Annotated in this window: 16 protein-coding genes, 1 tRNA gene and 2 pseudogenes; 11 read left to right on the top strand and 8 right to left on the bottom strand. The window is 41.3% G+C overall.

Annotation, left to right across the window (positions count from 1 at the left end):
* Positions 1 to 633 precede the first annotated feature (633 nt).
* From QM017_RS06745 to QM017_RS06715, 7 genes and pseudogenes are all read right to left on the bottom strand, one after another.
* Positions 634 to 1,056 (bottom strand): annotated as a pseudogene (locus QM017_RS06745) (chloramphenicol phosphotransferase CPT family protein); the annotation flags it as partial.
* An 81-nt stretch (positions 1,057 to 1,137) separates the two neighbouring features.
* A complete protein-coding gene (lnu(C), locus tag QM017_RS06740; RefSeq protein WP_058962568.1) occupies positions 1,138 to 1,632 on the bottom strand; it encodes a lincosamide nucleotidyltransferase Lnu(C) in 495 nt (164 codons plus the stop codon).
* Between the two features lie 23 nt (positions 1,633 to 1,655).
* Positions 1,656 to 2,693, bottom strand: a complete 1,038-nt coding sequence (locus QM017_RS06735) for an IS1595-like element ISSag10 family transposase (protein ID WP_282709216.1) — start codon at positions 2,691 to 2,693, stop codon at positions 1,656 to 1,658.
* 90 nt (positions 2,694 to 2,783) lie between these two features.
* A pseudogene (locus QM017_RS06730) lies at positions 2,784 to 2,912 on the bottom strand (zeta toxin family protein); the annotation flags it as partial.
* A gap of 199 nt (positions 2,913 to 3,111) precedes the next feature.
* Positions 3,112 to 3,888 carry an aminoglycoside nucleotidyltransferase ANT(9) gene (gene ant(9), locus QM017_RS06725; RefSeq protein WP_087304113.1) on the bottom strand — a complete coding sequence of 259 codons (777 nt, stop codon included), beginning with the start codon at positions 3,886 to 3,888 and terminating at the stop codon, positions 3,112 to 3,114.
* A gap of 24 nt (positions 3,889 to 3,912) precedes the next feature.
* Positions 3,913 to 4,683 (bottom strand): nucleoside phosphorylase, encoded by a 771-nt coding sequence (locus QM017_RS06720; RefSeq protein WP_002578723.1) that lies wholly within the window; start codon positions 4,681 to 4,683, stop codon positions 3,913 to 3,915.
* A gap of 24 nt (positions 4,684 to 4,707) precedes the next feature.
* The gene (locus QM017_RS06715; RefSeq protein WP_002578724.1) at positions 4,708 to 5,505 is read right to left on the bottom strand and encodes a helix-turn-helix transcriptional regulator; all 798 of its coding nucleotides are present in this window, start codon (positions 5,503 to 5,505) and stop codon (positions 4,708 to 4,710) included.
* Between the two features lie 338 nt (positions 5,506 to 5,843).
* On the opposite strand from QM017_RS06715, the gene QM017_RS06710 reads away from it, so the two are divergent.
* The 8 genes from QM017_RS06710 (at position 5,844) to QM017_RS06675 (ending at position 12,003) form a co-directional block, all read left to right on the top strand.
* Positions 5,844 to 6,257 carry a cysteine-rich VLP domain-containing protein gene (locus QM017_RS06710; RefSeq protein ID WP_058722955.1) on the top strand — a complete coding sequence of 138 codons (414 nt, stop codon included), beginning with the start codon at positions 5,844 to 5,846 and terminating at the stop codon, positions 6,255 to 6,257.
* Between the two features lie 111 nt (positions 6,258 to 6,368).
* Positions 6,369 to 6,764, top strand: a complete 396-nt coding sequence (locus QM017_RS06705; protein ID WP_008666017.1) for a replication initiator protein A — start codon at positions 6,369 to 6,371, stop codon at positions 6,762 to 6,764.
* Between the two features lie 182 nt (positions 6,765 to 6,946).
* Entirely contained in the window at positions 6,947 to 7,891 is a 945-nt protein-coding gene (gene mobV, locus QM017_RS06700) for a MobV family relaxase (RefSeq protein ID WP_071429281.1), read from the top strand.
* A 72-nt stretch (positions 7,892 to 7,963) separates the two neighbouring features.
* Positions 7,964 to 8,158: a hypothetical protein gene (locus QM017_RS06695; RefSeq protein WP_002334813.1), complete on the top strand. Its 195-nt coding sequence runs from the start codon at positions 7,964 to 7,966 to the stop codon at positions 8,156 to 8,158.
* Between the two features lie 99 nt (positions 8,159 to 8,257).
* Positions 8,258 to 9,880: a recombinase family protein gene (locus QM017_RS06690; protein WP_087304109.1), complete on the top strand. Its 1,623-nt coding sequence runs from the start codon at positions 8,258 to 8,260 to the stop codon at positions 9,878 to 9,880.
* A 52-nt stretch (positions 9,881 to 9,932) separates the two neighbouring features.
* The gene (locus QM017_RS06685; RefSeq protein ID WP_282709214.1) at positions 9,933 to 10,088 is read left to right on the top strand and encodes a hypothetical protein; all 156 of its coding nucleotides are present in this window, start codon (positions 9,933 to 9,935) and stop codon (positions 10,086 to 10,088) included.
* 784 nt (positions 10,089 to 10,872) lie between these two features.
* Positions 10,873 to 10,957 (top strand) — tRNA-Leu (locus QM017_RS06680).
* Between the two features lie 62 nt (positions 10,958 to 11,019).
* Positions 11,020 to 12,003, top strand: a complete 984-nt coding sequence (locus tag QM017_RS06675) for a beta-ketoacyl-ACP synthase III (protein WP_282709213.1) — start codon at positions 11,020 to 11,022, stop codon at positions 12,001 to 12,003.
* 44 nt (positions 12,004 to 12,047) lie between these two features.
* Here QM017_RS06675 and QM017_RS06670 read toward each other — a convergent pair whose 3' ends face one another.
* The gene (locus QM017_RS06670) at positions 12,048 to 13,160 is read right to left on the bottom strand and encodes an LCP family protein (protein ID WP_282709212.1); all 1,113 of its coding nucleotides are present in this window, start codon (positions 13,158 to 13,160) and stop codon (positions 12,048 to 12,050) included.
* A gap of 204 nt (positions 13,161 to 13,364) precedes the next feature.
* Between QM017_RS06670 and QM017_RS06665 the strand changes: the two genes are divergently transcribed.
* The 3 genes from QM017_RS06665 (at position 13,365) to QM017_RS06655 (ending at position 16,502) form a co-directional block, all read left to right on the top strand.
* The gene (locus QM017_RS06665; protein WP_282709211.1) at positions 13,365 to 14,303 is read left to right on the top strand and encodes an AEC family transporter; all 939 of its coding nucleotides are present in this window, start codon (positions 13,365 to 13,367) and stop codon (positions 14,301 to 14,303) included.
* A gap of 340 nt (positions 14,304 to 14,643) precedes the next feature.
* Complete coding sequence (locus tag QM017_RS06660) at positions 14,644 to 15,702, top strand: C40 family peptidase (protein ID WP_178197923.1); 1,059 nt, start codon at positions 14,644 to 14,646, stop codon at positions 15,700 to 15,702.
* Between the two features lie 128 nt (positions 15,703 to 15,830).
* The gene (locus QM017_RS06655; RefSeq protein ID WP_282709210.1) at positions 15,831 to 16,502 is read left to right on the top strand and encodes a 2,3-bisphosphoglycerate-dependent phosphoglycerate mutase; all 672 of its coding nucleotides are present in this window, start codon (positions 15,831 to 15,833) and stop codon (positions 16,500 to 16,502) included.
* The last annotated feature ends 32 nt before the right edge of the window (positions 16,503 to 16,534 follow it).

Here is a 16,534-nt window from a genome sequence, read left to right as displayed (position 1 = left end):
GGTAGCGTACCGCCTTTTCTTGTGGGGGTTTCCAAAGGGGGCAACGCCCCCATTTGGCACACGACTTTGCGAAGCAAAGTGTAGTGTGTTATACGCTCTGTCGGCGTTGCCGTGAAAATGCCGTTGCCGCCGGGGAGGGCAAGGGCATTTGGAGCGGCAGGAAAACAGGGCTGTGCTTGCGTGGCGTAGAGCCGTAAGCACAGGTCTGGTTTCAACAGCAGACTGGGCGTATATGAAAGCCCCCGTCCCTCGTCCTACGCTCCGACTTGTGGACAAAGTGTCCCGAAGTTGTGGCTACACTCCCGGAAAAGTAACAGGACAGCGGGCAACCGTCAAGGCTGAAATGAACGGGCTTACACCCGGCCTTGACCGCCACCCGCCGTTCCGCTGAATGGGTGAACAAGGCGACCAATCCCTCAAAGTGCTTGGCCGCTCTCTTTCTGATTTTGGAGTGTTTCTTTTCTCATAATTGAAATGGGCGGGAAGCCATTTTAGGGCTTTCCCGCCTTGATTGCCCATCAGCAAAGCCAGACGGAACGGTCAACGGCGGCGCATGAAATGCGCCGTTCATCTTGACCGTTAACTGGCTTTGCTATTTCTCTGATAAATGAAATTTCGATTTTTAGAAATCGTTTAAGATAGCAATGCGGCTCCACTTGAAATTTTTTCTTTTACTGCAAAAACAGCCTCTTGGATAGAATAGGTTGTCGTTTCTATAACATTCGATTCATATATCCCCAAATTACAAAATTGCTCCCACATTGTTTCTACTAATTCAACATTTGTTTTTCTGTCTAATTTTGAACGTTCCACAGCTCGTTTCATAGTTTCTTCTTTACTGGCTCTTAAAACAATATAGTGTACTTCATAATCTTCTCGAACAAGGGCTCTCCATGGTTCTAAAAACCACGGCCCGACAATTCCATCTACAATTACATCATATCCGCCGCGGGCATAGCGCTTTGCAGCTTCTAAAAAGGCTTCAATGACAACTAAATTTTGTTCGTTGGACTCTGGTAAATGCGGCGGTATTGCTCCTTTGCTTAAATAATGAAAGGCTATGTCACAACAAACAGTTGATAAATAGCCATTTTTATAGGGGAGTATCAGAACTCCCCTACAAACTGTTATTTGCAGTTATCTATACTCATTTGGAATTTCGATATGAAGTGTCTCACACAATAACTTCACATCATGTGCATCATTTTCATCAAACTCGTATCCCAGATGGAACATTACTTGACTATATGGTTCAATACAGGAAACCTCTATTTCCTCAATTCTTCCTTTACCCGAAAAAGTTTCTACCGGAAAACAATCCCCATCATAAAGAATTTCACCTTCGTCCGTATATTCAAAACAATGCAAATCAATAATTCTGTTTTTCAAATCTTCCCATACAGTATGGTTCAATGTTGTATATTCCATCTTAATCTCATAAAAGCCATTAGCTTTCATTATTTCTATAAAGTTCTGATAATCGATCTTTTCTACAAAAATGTCAATATCATTATGGGCTCTTGACTGATATCCAAGAAGAGCATCTACACCCCAGCCACCATCAAGAAAGACTTTAATCTCCGCATCTATTGCAAATTGAAGAATCTGTTTTACATCTGTTATATTGACCATCTTATCATCTCCACAAATTCTAATTAGGCGACCAGAGGAACTGCTGGTCTGTTTGATAAATCTATGCATTTAGCAGTTTTCAATGTTGCCAAAACGAAAGTTAAGAAGATGTTCCTTTTCTCCATGTCGCTTTCTTTGGCGTAATTTACAAGGTTATTCCACACAAGATAGTTGTTCAGATACTTGGTAGAAACACCGTTAAAGCCACGCATAAACCTCTTTAGCTGGCTATGGTAGCTATTGATATGTTGGATATTATAAATGCCTTTCTTGGCTTTGCCAGTCTTTAACTGCACAAGGTCAATACCATTGGCATTTGTAAATCTCACATAGGAGTTCATCTTGTCCGTAACAAGAGTGGAATTGGTCTTAATCCTACCATCATAAATATGATGTAAATCTCTTGTAGAAACTCTACCAGTATTCGTAATCTTGGAGATAGACAAGCCATTCCTATTAACCGCACAAGGAACACATACCTTTTCTTGGGACAAGCCTCTGATATGTGTAGAATGACCACGCTTATGAGCCTTGCGTGGCATAGCAAATGTCTTACTCTTGCTATGATTGCCCTTGTACGAGATGGCGAAAAAAGTTTCGTCAGCCTCAATAATGCCGTCAAGGGTAACATCGTCTGCCATATTCTGAAGTGCATCCAAAATCTTGTGTCTCCAAAGGAATGCGGTGTTTCTGTGAATCCCACAAGCAACAGCAGTCTTACGAATGGATAAGCCATTCATCATACAATCAATGTACTGCTCCCACACGGACAAGTCTTTTCTTGTACCAGACACAATGGAGTTCGTAGCAATCACGAAGGACTTGCCACAATCCTTACATACATATCGCTGTGTGCCATCTTTACGATGACCATTGCGAACCACATGGATACAGCCACAAAGAGGGCATACACGACCATTTGCAAAGCGTTCCTTTGCTACGAAATCTTCAATATTCAAAGACTTTACAAAGGCAGGACTTAAAAGCATTGTTTTAAGGCTTTCCTGCTCTGCGACAGTCAACTTACCGATAATATCTAATGCGTCTTTGATAGTAGGCATATCCAATTACCTCCTTCGGTGGTACTGTTTCTTACTATTATTATACGCTATTTCTCGTCAAAAATCAACCATTTGTTGTGACAGAGCCTAATGAAAAAAGTCGTCTGTGTGCATATGCACAGATTTATCCATGTTCGATTCTTTTGCGACAATCGACGCAGTTGTTGTCTTTCCTGTTCCCGGCGAACCTGTAATCACAATAATTCTTCCTTGATTCATCTACATTCTCCCTCGCAATTCAGATTTACCGCTCTCTTTCTGATTTTGGAGCGTTTCTTCTCTCAAGATTGAAATGGGCGGGAAGCCATTTTAGGGCTTTCCCGCCTTGATTGCCCATCAGCAAAGACGGGCGGGACTGTCAACGGCGGCGCATTTATGCGCCGTTCATCTTGACCGTTGATTGGCCCCGCTAACTTTGCTACTCTGTTCTAAGTAATTCCTCAATTTGTTTTTTCATATATTCTACAAGTGCCATCGCTTCCTTTTCTACTGTCTCCCATTCATCAGACAAATTTCCCAAATAAGCTTCCTTTGCCGTTGTTAGCAGGGGGGAAAATCTCTCCGGCAATTTTAAAATTACCCATTTTGCGGCAACATCTTTTGTCGTGATTTCTTCTGTTACTAAAGTAAACCACATTCGTGATAAGGTTAATAACACATTTCTTTCATCACCCTTAAAGCTGGAAATCAAACCAGGTAAAGAAAACCGAATTGCTTTTTTAATTTCGTGAAATGGGATAGCGGGAATAAGCTCTTTGCTTTCCGCCCCCTTCAAAGTTATGCTATTTTTTCTTGCTTGCCATAATAAAATCATTATATCTGGGTCATTGCAGGCTTGCGGATATTCTCCTGCTTCCATCTCTCCCCTTAGCCATTCACCATACATATACTGACATTTTGGCGGAAATTGCAACGGAACAATATCAGATTGATTGATAATAGTTACCTCTAAAGGTCTTTTTTCAATACAGCCTACGGAGCCAGAAATTTTCAATAATTGCTTTGTTAGATCTGCTCTGATTGAATTACTCAATTCTTGTTTAGTAATTATCAGTATATCTATATCACTATCTGGACGCAGCCCATTCATTGTTGCTGAACCATATAAATATATCCCCAATATTTGATCTTGTAATATGGTTTCTGCTATTGAAATAACTTGATTTACTTGTTGTGGAAATTCATTTATATTCATTGTAACTCCTATATGTATTTATTTTTACTCCTCAACAACTGATAAAACAGCGTCTAAGGCTAATTCTAAGGCTATGGATATACTTGTTTTTCCCCATTCTCTTTCTTGGTATTTATGAGGGTCTGCAAGAGTATCGGCTGAAAAAAGCAGCATAGCCCATGTAACTTTTCTAAATTTTGCACACGCCGCCAATGCGGAACATTCCATTTCTACTACTTGACATCCCTCTTCTTTCCGATACTGAACCATTTCTACTGTTTCTCGATAAAAACCGTCTGTTGTCCATGTTTTAACTTCCCAATATGGTATATTCTTTTGGCTTAAAGCAGATTCAATCGCATTTATACCAGCCTTTGAAATCTCTACTTCTCGGGAGGGAGGAAGATAATGGTAAGATGTTCCCTCATCTCTCAATGCAGAAACAGGTATCAAAAATCTATTTTCCGGGATGTCTTCCAATACGCCACAGGAGCCGACGGAAATAATCTTTGTTACACCCCCTGCAATTAAATATTCTAAAACTTGGACGGCAGCAGCACTTCCCACAGGAGCCGGACATAGACATATTTTCTCCTGATTATAAAGACATTCATAAATAGGATATCGTCTTGTTGCACTTTCAAATTCATCTATCTGTATTCCATCATGGGTATGTGCATAATTTTCAACCTCGTCTCCTAAAAAAGCAAACACTGCTTTTGCAGGAAAACATTTTTTCCCATTTCCCGGCTGAAAAACAGCTTTTGATGCGGTATCGTACTCTAAAACAGGGTAGTCATGCTTTACTAATGGCATATTATTATCTCGAATAACAGGCTATTATTCTATTCCTTTCATCATCTTTTTTGCCAACTGCTTGAACAGGTCGGCAGTTTCTTCATCCATCGGCGTAAGCTGTCCGATCTGTCCGGCAACCATCGCCGCTACATCGTCAATGGAAAGCGGGTTTTGCTTCTGTTCCGCCAATGCGTCCCGCATGGCTTGGAACATCGCGGCGGTCACAGCTTCTCCCGGCTGTTCCCCGTTGTCAATGTCTTTCTTAATATCCCGCAGGATAGCAAGGAACACATTTTTGATTTTCTCAATCTCCGCCTCATGTTCCCCCATCTTCTGGGCGTTCAAAAGCTGTAAATCCTGCTTTGCTTCCGCCCGGTGTTCCGGGTGTTCTTTCATCAGGTCGGACAGGGAAGCCGTTGCTATCTCGATAAGCTGGTTTCTTGCTGTTATGCCTTTTGCCGCTGTGTCCTGAAAATAAATCCGTATCAAATCTATCAGCTTAGGAAAATTCCTGTGTTCCAACAGGCGGTTGAGGATTTGCACATCAACAGCACCCGTCACGAGCCCCCTCACGGCTCCCTCGGACAAGCCTAATTCAGAAATATCGTAGCTTTTACGGACGCTCACGGTGGATAAGCCCAGTATGTAGTCTGTCGATACCTTAAATTCCTTTGCCACGCCTATGAGAATATCACTGCTGACCGTTCTCGTTTCGCCGCTGACAATGCGGCTCAACTGGGAAGCGGAAACCCCTATCTTCTCCGCAAGTTCCTTTTGTGTGATGTGGTTCCCGTTGCATAAATCGGAAATCCGCTGTCCGGGTGTTCCGGGTAAAGCCATAGATACGCACCTCCTCCGCATACTTCCATTATACAGAATGATTGCAAAAATGCAATATCCAAAGTGTAAACTTCATCAAAATGCAATTCTCGCAAAATTCCGGGGATTGCATTTTTTTCGTGTAGACTTAGGGTAGTTCATCGATGGACAGCACCTTGAAAACAGAATGACCGTCCGAAAAGGAATACCCCGGCTGGGGAAGCACCGCAAGGAACCGGACTTCGAGACAAAATGTCCCGAAGCTGCGGGGAGCGTGCCAACGCCGGAACACGCCGCAGGAATGGGGCAGGAAACCTTTTCGGGGAGAACGGCAACGGAAAGCAAAATGGAGGGAACGCATGAGAGATAACCCCTATAAAGACTTGCCGCCACTGGAACGCAGGCCGGACGGTTCCCTTTACCGCATGACACCGGCGCAGAGAAAACAGGCGGCCAGCCTGATACGCCGGGAGTGTTGTTGCTGTGAGGACGGCAACTGCATTGTCCTTGATGATGGGGACACCTGCACCTGCCCGCAGACGATTTCTTTCTCGGTCTGCTGTAAGTGGTTCCGCTGGGCGGTCTTGCCGCTGGACGGGACGCTGGAAGCGGAAATTTTCCGGGATAAGGACTTGAAACGCTGTGCGGTCTGCGGTGGCGTGTTCGTCCCCAAATCCAACCGGGCAAAATACTGCCCCGGCTGTGCCGCCAGAGTTCACAGGCGGCAGAAAACAGAAAGTGAACGGAAAAGGAGGTCTGCTGTGGACAGTTAGGAGCGAAAAAAGCCTTGATTTATCAGGCTTTGCAAGCCCCAAACCGGGGCAGGTGGTATAAAGTATCGCCCGCCCCGGAAAACGGGCTTCTAACCGTCCACAAAACGAACTATGACAAATACCATCTATATCCACCAGCCGGAAAAGGCGTTCAGCTTCACCCGGCTCCCGAATTTTCTCTTTGAAGCCCCCACATTCAAGCCCCTGTCCAACGAGGCAAAGGTGTTGTACGCCTTTATCCTGCGCCGGACAGAGTTATCCCGCAAGAATGGGTGGGCGGATGACTGCGGACGGATTTTCCTGTATTACCCTATCTGTGAAGTGGTCACACTGCTCCATTGTGGGCGGCAGAAAGCGGTGAATACCCTGCGGGAACTGCAATACGCCGGACTGGTGGAGATCCAGAAGCAGGGCTGTGGAAAACCCAACCGCATTTTCCCAAAATCCTATGAAGCGGTTCCAAACACCGACTTTAAGAAATCCCGTTCTGGTACACCGGAGGACTGAAAACCGTACCCATGAAGTACGGAAATCACTCCTGAGACGTACGAAAACCGGACGGTATATAGAAATACAAAGATAAAAAGATTGATTTATATTCTATCCATTCCAATCCTATCCGAGCTATTTTCTGCGGGATTTTCCCTGTGGAAAACCCCGGATAGGAAAGGAATGGGGAAAGGAGCAGAATGGCACAACACGCAATTTTACGGTTTGAGAAGCACAAGGGCAACCCGGCAAGGCCGCTGGAAGCCCATCACGAAAGACAGAAAGAACAGTATGCCAGCAATCCCGACATTGACACAAGCCGGAGCAAATACAACTTCCATATCGTCAAGCCGGAGGGACGCTATTACCACTTCATTCAGAGCCGGATTGAGCAGGCCGGGTGCCGAACCCGCAAGGACAGCACACGGTTTGTCGATACGCTGGTAACTGCCAGCCCGGAGTTTTTCAAGGGGAAATCCCCAAAGGAGATACAGGCGTTTTTCCAGAGGGCGGCGGACTTCCTCATTGGCCGGGTAGGACGGGAAAATATCGTGTCGGCGGTGGTACACATGGACGAGAAAACGCCCCACCTGCATTTGACCTTTGTTCCGCTGACAAAGGACAACCGCCTGTGTGCAAAGGAGATTATCGGCAACCGGGCAAACCTGACGAAGTGGCAGGACGATTTTCACGCCTATATGGTGGAGAAATATCCTGACTTGGAGCGTGGGGAGAGCGCCAGCAGGACAGGCCGGAAGCATATCCCCACCCGGCTTTTCAAACAGGCGGTTTCCCTCTCCCGGCAGGCAAGAGCCATTGAAGCCACACTGGACGGCATTAACCCGCTGAACGCCGGAAAGAAAAAAGAGGAAGCCCTCTCCATGCTGAAAAAGTGGTTCCCGCAGATGGAGAATTTCTCCAGGCAGTTGAAAAAGTACAAGGTCACAATCAATGACCTGCTGGCGGAGAATGAGAAGTTGGAAGCAAGGGCAAAAGCCAGCGAAAAAGGAAAGATGAAAGATACGATGGAACGGGCAAAGCTGAAAAGCGAACTGGACAATTTACAGCGGCTGGTTGACCGTATCCCGCCGGATATACTGGCGGAACTGAAACGTCAGCAGCGGCACACGGTAAAGGAAAGGTGATAGATATAAGCAGAAATTTTCGCCGCCTTTGTGCGGCATTGTACCTTGAAAACTGAATATGGAGGACACTGGATGGCAAAAAGTGAAAGCGATATTTTTACACCCCGAACAGGGCAGGTTATACAAGCAGAGAACGGCACGCAGTATTTTGTATGTGGGAACAACCGTATAAAAATCTCCGAACACTTCGCCGCAGGCGGGAAGCCCCTCGGTGATCTGATTGTAGATGTGGTGCGGCATACCGCAGAAAAAGCCGCTTCAACCTGATAGCCCATCATTGATAACACGCCCACGCTTATGATATAATTGCCATAGAGCAAAAGTATTGTAAGCGTGGGTTGTTTCTTTAGAAGGAGGATTTTTACGGTGAAACAACCTTACAATACTACGATTTACAACACGGCGCTTTATATGAGATTGAGCCGGGACGATGAACTGCAAGGAGAAAGCGGGAGTATTCAGACACAACGCATGATGCTCCGGCAATATGCCGCCGAGCATGGCCTGAATGTCATAGATGAATATATCGACGATGGATGGTCTGGAACGAACTTTGACAGGCCGGATTTTCAGAGAATGATTGATGACATTGAGGACGGGAAAATCAACTGCGTTGTTACGAAGGATTTATCCCGCTTAGGCAGAAACTACATTCTGACCGGCCAGTACACGGAAATCTACTTTCCCAGCAAAGGCGTCCGCTATATCGCTGTCAATGACAATGTGGACACCATCAACGGAGAGAATGAGCTTGCCCCATTCCTCAACATTCTGAATGAAATGCACGCCCGCCAGACCAGCAAAAAGGTAAAGGCGGCCATGCGGACACGGTTCGCAAATGGCGCACACTATGGAGCCTATGCTCCGCTTGGCTATGTCAAAGACCCAGATAAGAAAGGCCATCTTCTGATTGACCCGGAAACAAGGTGGATTATCGAAAAGATTTTTGACCTTGCCGTTCATGGCCGGGGAGCCGCCAGCATTACACGGATTTTGGTCGAAGAAAAAGTGCCTACTCCCGGCTGGCTAAATTTCCAGAGATACGGCACTTTCGCAAATATCTATGCCGGAGCGCCGGAGGAAAAAGCCTATGCGTGGACGATAGCGCAGGTAAAAAGTATTCTGAAAGAGGAAACCTATATCGGACACAGCGTCCACAATAAGCAGACCAACATTTCATTCAAAAACAAGAAGAAAGTACGCAAGCCAAAAGAGGAATGGTATCGTGTGGAGAACACCCACGAAGCGATTATTTCCGAAGATGTGTTCCGTCAAGTACAGGAGCAGATTTGCAACAGGCGCAGACGGCAGAAGAATGGCACAACGCAGATATTTTCCGGGCTGGTAAAATGTGCGGACTGCGGCTGGTCGCTGGCCTACGGTGTGAACAGCCAGAACAAAAATCCCTATGCACACTACCATTGTAGCAAGTACGGGCAAGGATTGCACCAGTGTTCCATGCACTATATCCGCTATGATGTGCTTTACGCCTATGTCCTTTCCCGTCTGCAATACTGGTCTGTGCTGGCACAGCAGGATGGGGACAAACTTCTGAAACGGCTACTTAACGCCAGCGACAAGGAACGCAATACCGCAAGGAAGCGGCAGACAGCCGAATTGAAAAAGGCGGAAAAGCGCAAAGCAGAAGTAGACACTCTGTTTGCAAAAATGTATGAGGACTGGTCTGCCGGACGCATTACAGAATACAATTTCAATATGCTGTCCGAAAAGTATCAGGGCGAACAGCGAGAATTGGACGCAAAAATTGAACGGCTTCACGAAGCGATGGAGGCCGCCGCCCAGACAGCGGTTGACGCTGAAAAGTGGATAGGTCTGATGAAACAGTATGTCAATCCAACAGAACTGACCGCCGAACTTTTGAATACGCTGATTGAAAAAATCCTTGTCCATGAAGCGGTCAAAAGTGAGGACGGAAGCCGGGAACAGGAAGTGGAAATCTTCTACCGCTTTATCGGCAAAATCGAATGACACATCTTGAGATACCCAACAATATCTTTAACTAAGGGAAACGGGTACTTCAATGCCTGATTTAGATAAAATAATAAAATTACCTCAGATTTTTGATGTGTCGTGTGATTACTTGTTAAAAGATAAAAGTATCGCTATTATCGAAGATGAACAAGAACAAGGAAATCTACAGCGTTATTCACTTTCTTTAGAAGAGGTAGTGACTTAATATCCAATTACGTAAAAAGTCGGCTTTTTGGATAGGATTAGGGGTGCTATTATGTATTATAGCGATTGCCCCTTTAATAGTATTAGATTCATTTGCAGTCCATGATACGCTAGGGGCTATCTTTTTTATCTATTTCGGTGGGCTATGGTGTTGGTTTATTTATATTGACACATTTACGTTTAGCACCTTATGAACAAACTTACCACCAACGAGAATTAATATTTTAATATGGAGTGGACGGGTACTTACAAAAAGAAAAAAAGACATTTCAGTGTAAATATCAGTTGTTTATTATCTTGGAAGTTGTTTTAATTTTATTTGCTTTTATTCCTTTATTTGTTTTTCTGGCTATTTTCACTCCATAATTTGAAGGATTTGGCCTAAGTTTTACAATTAGCATTATTTCGATTGGAATTTTCTTAATAATATATGCTTATACCTATCATGCTAATTTTGCCATTCTTTATCAAGAAGATGATTATAAGGAATATCAAGAGGATAACAAGTCTTATAATATGATTGCAGTAATTTATTGGCCTGTAGTGACGGCTTTATACTTAGGGATTATTTTTTTAATTCTTGGCATGATTCTTGGCTTGTTTGGCCACTTGCAGGCTGTCTATATTTTCCAATTGTTATCATAAGTGAACGGATCACGAAGAAATAACGTGAGTGTCTGACAGATTATATATGTTAAGTCAGTGCTATAGTTAAGGATATGTAAAAAAAATTCTGTAAATGCTTGTCAAAATTAAATTAGTCTGATATAATATTTTGTGTTGTCGCGGGTATGGCGGAATTGGCAGACGCGTCAGACTAAGGATCTGGTGAGCATTGCGCTCGTGATGGTTCGAATCCATTTACCCGCATCAATTAGCTACAGGAAGTACCCTGTGGCTTTTTTTATTCTCATAAATGAGGTGAAAGCTAAATGGCTAAAATTATTAAGATCAAAGCAAGTGCTGGCTACTTACCATCACGTGTGGTGACTAATGAAGAATTGGCTGAATTAATGCCAACATCTGATGAATGGATTCAAAAACATACCGGTATAAAGACTAGACATTATGCTTTAAATGAACAAACATCACAAATGGCAAGTAAAGTAGCTCAGGAGTTATTAAAACAAGCTAAGGTTAATGCAAGTGAGATCGACTTAATCATTGTTGCAACGATTTCAGGTGATGCAATCACACCAGCGACTGCAGCGTTGGTTCAAGAACAAATTCAAGCGCAAAATGCTTTTGCTTTTGATATTTCAGCTGCTTGCGCAGGCTTTATTTTTGCATTGAGTACCGCCGAAAAATTTTTACGAGGAGTCTATCATAAGGCATTGGTAATCTGTGCGGAGAGTAATTCTAAGATGCTTGATTTCACCGATCGTACCTCAGCGGTCTTTTTTGGTGATGGAGCTGCAGGCGTCTTACTTGAAAGCTGTCAAGGTGATTTAAAAAAAGATTGTTTTAAAGCAGAAATGTTGTGCACTAAAGGTAATGCGGATGTGATTCATAGTGGAAAGATTGCTCCGCTAAGTGAAGTAGTAGCGACAAATTATCCACAAACGACGGCTTTTTATCAAGATGGACGTTCTGTTTATGAATTTGTGACAACACAAGTTAGTCAGCACATGAAAGACTTTTTAGCTCAAAATAATTTAACAGCACAACAAATCGATTTATTCATCGTGCATCAAGCTAACCTGCGCTTGATTGAACAATTAGCCAAGCAATTAAATGTTAGTCTTGATAAGTTTGTTATTAATGTTACACATGCGGGGAATACCTCATCTGTAGGCATTCCTTTAGCTTTAAGTCAAGCGTGGCAGGCTCAAAAACGCCCGGCTAAAGTGATGTTAACGGGTTTTGGTGCAGGCTTGGCATACGGAAGTTTATTATTAGATCTTAGTAATAATTAAAAAAGGGAATTCTCATGATGTGAGAATTCCCTTTTTATATGGTTTTAATAATTAGAGCTAGAAGAGTAATCCAAATTGTCTGAGTTTGAATAGACTGAATAATTAGAATAGCTAGAATAACCAGAGTAAATCCGGCCAGTAAATTCTTTTGTTGATGGTTCTAGACCTAGTTCATGTCGAATTTGATCAGAAATCTTTTTCTTTTCGTCAGCTGAAGCTACTTGGTAAGACAAGCCGTCAATCATGGCGCCTTCGCCTTGTAAAACATAGGATTCAACATGATTACCAGCTTCTTTATAAGTCGTTTCGATTTCGACCATATCGTCAAAGCTCAAATCCGTTTGCATATTGTCTTCGATTGTTTTAAGTATTTTTTCATAACGGCTGATAGAAGTAATTGACATTGCTTTATTGATGATAGCTTCAATAACTTGCTTTTGGCGTTTTTGTCGACCGTAGTCACCTTCTGGATCATCATAACGCATGCGTGAATAATCGAGCGCTTGAGCACCATTTAAAACAACCGTTTGATCTTTAACTACGTTGGCATTTTCATAGTGGAATGTTAATAACGGAGTAATTTCAACACCGCCTAAAGCATCAACAATCTTTTTAAGCCCACCCATGTTTATTAAAATATAATAATCGATTGGAATATCTAACATATCTTGGACTGTTTCAACAGCTGTTGAAACACCGCCAATCGTATAGGCACTATTAATTTTATCGTAACTATTTTTAGAGCCAAGAATCTTAACTTGTGTATCTCGTGGAATACTTGTTAAAGATACCCGTTTTGTTTGTGGATTAACCGTAGCAACGATAAGTGTATCTGTTCGACCGGTATCTGAACGTCCTAAGTCACCGGTATCTGTACCTAAGAGTAAGACGGAGATTGGCTTTTTATCTTTAAGCACCGAAGAAACATTACGAAGCTTGGGTGCATGAGATTTTGTATATGTTTTTTCAATGGTGACTTTGGCTTTACCTAAAATATGGTAGGCATATGCACAGGTACTATAAACACCAATTAATGCAACTAAGAGTAATCCAAAGCAGATGCGCTTACGTAAAATATTAGATTTGTTGCGATGGGAATGTTGGTTTTCACGGCGTAAAGGGGTATCGACATAGCCTTTTTCGTAGTCCTTGCTCATTAAAAATCTCCTTAAGTAATTTCGAAATATTTTGCATTCTATTTCAAGATTATACACTGATAAATGGTATTTTGAAATAGTCAAAGTTTTTTTTTAAATAAAATGAAAAATTTGGGTGAATTAAATGAGAAGTAAAAACCTTTTTAAGTAAGTGTCAAGTTATATGTTATACTAGCCAATAGTGAATTGAAAGAAGGGTTAAAGATGGCAGTATTTGTTGAAAGTATTGCGGGTGTTTTGATTATTTTAGGATTGATTTGTGTTGGTTATTTTTTAGCAAGTTGGTTTGATGAAAAACAAACTAAGCTATTGGCACGTTTGGTTACTCAGATTTCGTTGCCATGTTACATGGTAGATACAATCATGCAAAAATTTGATGCACATTCTTTAATAAGAATAATTCCAGACTTAGGCTATCCAGTATTATCAATGGTAATTTTATTAGGAGTTGCTTTGGTGTTAGTACGTGTATGTCGTATTTCACAAAATAAGCGGGGACTATTTGTATCAATGTTTTTTAACTCCAATACGGTTTTTGTAGGCTTACCAATTAATCAAGCTTTATTTGGTGATAAGAGTATCCCATATGTTTTAATTTACTATATGGCTAATACGACACTATTTTGGACGTGGGGTACATACTTTATTCAAAGGGATGCTAACTTAAGACAACAATTTAGTATTACAAATACATTAAAAAAGATTTTCTCGCCACCTTTACTTGGGTTTATGTTAGGAGTAGTTTTAGTCTTAACAGATGTTTCTTTACCAAGTTTTATTAGTAAAGATTTAATGTATTTAGGAAATTTGACCGTACCATTATCAATGATCTTTATTGGAATTTCAGTCAAACAAGCTGGTTTAAATCACTTAACATTCCAGCGCGAAAATTTGCTTGTAATTATAGGGCGTTTTGTTTGTGCACCGTTATTGATGATGCTTTTATTACATAATGTAATGATGCCAACTTTAATGAAGCAAGTTTTTGTGTTACAAGCAGCAATGCCTGTTATGACAAATGCTCCGGTAGTTGCTAAATTATATGGAGCAGATTCCGATTATGCAGCGATCATGGTAACGGAAACAACCTTACTATCATTGATTGTCGTTCCTATCTTGATGTTTCTTGTACAAGGGTTGTAACATTAGCAAAAAATATTTGGTAATTATTTAGTTAATAAAGCTTATTTTTGACTAAATAAAAAAAGTTATATTACAAATTTGAAACATTGCAAACGATGTAAAGTTAATTGTAAAAGTGTTTAACTTGCTTATAAATCAACGATTCTGTGATTAAATGATTAACTGTAACAATTATCTGCAATGTTTTTGTAACATTTGAAATTTTGAGACTATCATTTATAACATTTTGTAAATTGACTGTAATGGTTAATTAGATGAGAAAATGGTAAGATAATTCTCGTGGTTAAGAACGTTATTAAATAACTATTTTAAGAATTAGATTTTTAGAGGTGTCAAGAAAGTGAAAAAGAAATTTGGAAAGGCAGTGTTATTTGCTGCAACAGCTTTTACAGCAATGGGAATTGTAACAACAAACGTTTCTGCTGATACAGCATCAGACTTAGCAGATGTTAATGCTAAGATTGAAGAAACAACTAAAAAAGTTAATGAAGGTCAAAAACAATTGGCTGAATTACAAACAAAGCAATATCAAAAAGCCAAAGAAATTGAAGCCTTACAAAAAAATATTGCAATCCGTAACAAACAATTAAAAAATCAAGCACGTTCGGCACAATTAAATAACGCGGGTTCAATGTTAGAATTTATTACTAATTCTAAGAGTATCACTGATGCAATTGATCGTACGATTGCAGTAGCAACAGTTGTTCGTGCTAATAATCAAACTTTAGCAGATCAAAAAGCTGATAAAGAAAAAGTTGCTGCAGACAAGAAAATATTGGATCAAGCAGCTGATAAACAAGAAGAAACAATTAAACAATTACAACAAGATGTTGCTCAATTAGCGGTACATCGTGCTGAATTAGAAGTTAAGAAAGCAACAGAAGATGAAGCAAAGAAGGCTGCTGAAGAAGCACAACGTCAAGCGCAAGAAGCTGCACAAATAGCTGCTCAAGCAACAACAGCTTCCCAAGCTGCTCAAGCTGCATCAGATGCAACTAAGGCAGTGGAACAAGTTTCTGGTAGCCAAACAAGTGCACCATCATCAAGCAACTATAGCAATGTAATTGACTATGCTAAGTCATTTATCGGTGTTCCTTATGTTTGGGGCGGCTCTACACCAGCTGGTTTTGATTGCTCTGGTTTTGTACAATATGTTTATGCAGCATTTGGTAAGTCTTTACCACGTGTAACAACTGCACAAGAAAATTGCGGTACAGTGATTCCTGTAGGTTCAGCTCAACCTGGTGACTTATTATTCTGGGGTTCTAAAGGTTCAACATACCATGTTGCGATTTCTTTAGGTGGCGGTAGCTACATTCATGCACCTGCTCCTGGTCAAACAGTTACAATTGGTAGCACAGCATACTTCACACCATCATTTGCTGTTCGCTTGAATTAATTTAACAATTAAATTCTTAAAAGTTATATAATCAAAAGAGGATGATGCCAACGGCGTGTCATCCTCTTTTGTTTTAACCAGTATTTTTTGGTATGATTGAAGATAATTTATGATAAGAAGGTAAATAAATGGTTAAACTAGTTTTAATACGACATGGTCAAAGTACCGCTAATCAAACTAATACTTATACGGGCTGGTCTGATGTGACGCTGACAGAGTTGGGACGACAACAAGCTAAGAATGCAGGAATTTTACTAGCTAATCAACAAATACAATTTACAGCGATCCATACTTCTGTTTTAGTTAGAGCAATTAGTACTGCAAATATTGTAGCTGAACAAATTGGTCAATTATGGGTACCACTACATAAAACGTGGCGTTTAAATGAGCGCCATTATGGAGCATTGCGTGGTTTAAATAAAGATGAGACCAGAAAAGTTTATGGCTCTAAGCAAGTTGCTTTATGGCGTCGTTCATATTTTGCGCTCCCACCTCAATTAGTTAGTTTTGAGGGAGATAGGCGCTATAAAAATTATCCTGCAAGCATTTTACCGCTGGCTGAAAGTTTAGAGATGACGGAAAAACGTCTGTTACCTTATTGGCAAGATGTGATTGCTCCAGAGTTGTTAAAAGGAAATAATCAATTGATTGTGGCTCACGGTAGTTCATTGCGGGCATTGATTAAATATCTTGAAAAAATAGCCCCAGATGATGTAGATGGCTTAGAAGTTGCTAATGCAGAACCGATTATTTATGATTTAGATGATAAGTTACGTGTTTTAAATAAAATTATTCTTTAAAAACTAAAAAGTCTCATGCTTACTTTGGATTG

Origin of the sequence: Ligilactobacillus sp. Marseille-Q7487 (assembly GCF_949152225.1) — a bacterium.
In the GTDB taxonomy this organism is placed as follows: Bacteria; Bacillota; Bacilli; order Lactobacillales; family Lactobacillaceae; genus Ligilactobacillus.
Note: the sequence above shows the minus strand (reverse complement) of the source record. Positions and strands in the feature narration are given on the sequence as shown.

Excerpts from the sequence above, each read along its gene's own strand:
- QM017_RS06735 (WP_282709216.1), bottom strand. The coding sequence starts at position 2,693 with ATGCCTACTATCAAAGACGCATTAGATATTATCGGTAAGTTGACTGTC.
- QM017_RS06720 (WP_002578723.1), bottom strand. The coding sequence starts at position 4,683 with ATGCCATTAGTAAAGCATGACTACCCTGTTTTAGAGTACGATACCGCA.
- QM017_RS06715 (WP_002578724.1), bottom strand. The coding sequence starts at position 5,505 with ATGGCTTTACCCGGAACACCCGGACAGCGGATTTCCGATTTATGCAAC.
- QM017_RS06710 (WP_058722955.1), top strand. The coding sequence starts at position 5,844 with ATGAGAGATAACCCCTATAAAGACTTGCCGCCACTGGAACGCAGGCCG.
- QM017_RS06705 (WP_008666017.1), top strand. The coding sequence starts at position 6,369 with ATGACAAATACCATCTATATCCACCAGCCGGAAAAGGCGTTCAGCTTC.
- mobV (WP_071429281.1), top strand. The coding sequence starts at position 6,947 with ATGGCACAACACGCAATTTTACGGTTTGAGAAGCACAAGGGCAACCCG.
- QM017_RS06695 (WP_002334813.1), top strand. The coding sequence starts at position 7,964 with ATGGCAAAAAGTGAAAGCGATATTTTTACACCCCGAACAGGGCAGGTT.
- QM017_RS06685 (WP_282709214.1), top strand. The coding sequence starts at position 9,933 with ATGCCTGATTTAGATAAAATAATAAAATTACCTCAGATTTTTGATGTG.
- QM017_RS06675 (WP_282709213.1), top strand. The coding sequence starts at position 11,020 with ATGGCTAAAATTATTAAGATCAAAGCAAGTGCTGGCTACTTACCATCA.
- QM017_RS06670 (WP_282709212.1), bottom strand. The coding sequence starts at position 13,160 with ATGAGCAAGGACTACGAAAAAGGCTATGTCGATACCCCTTTACGCCGT.
- QM017_RS06665 (WP_282709211.1), top strand. The coding sequence starts at position 13,365 with ATGGCAGTATTTGTTGAAAGTATTGCGGGTGTTTTGATTATTTTAGGA.
- QM017_RS06655 (WP_282709210.1), top strand. The coding sequence starts at position 15,831 with ATGGTTAAACTAGTTTTAATACGACATGGTCAAAGTACCGCTAATCAA.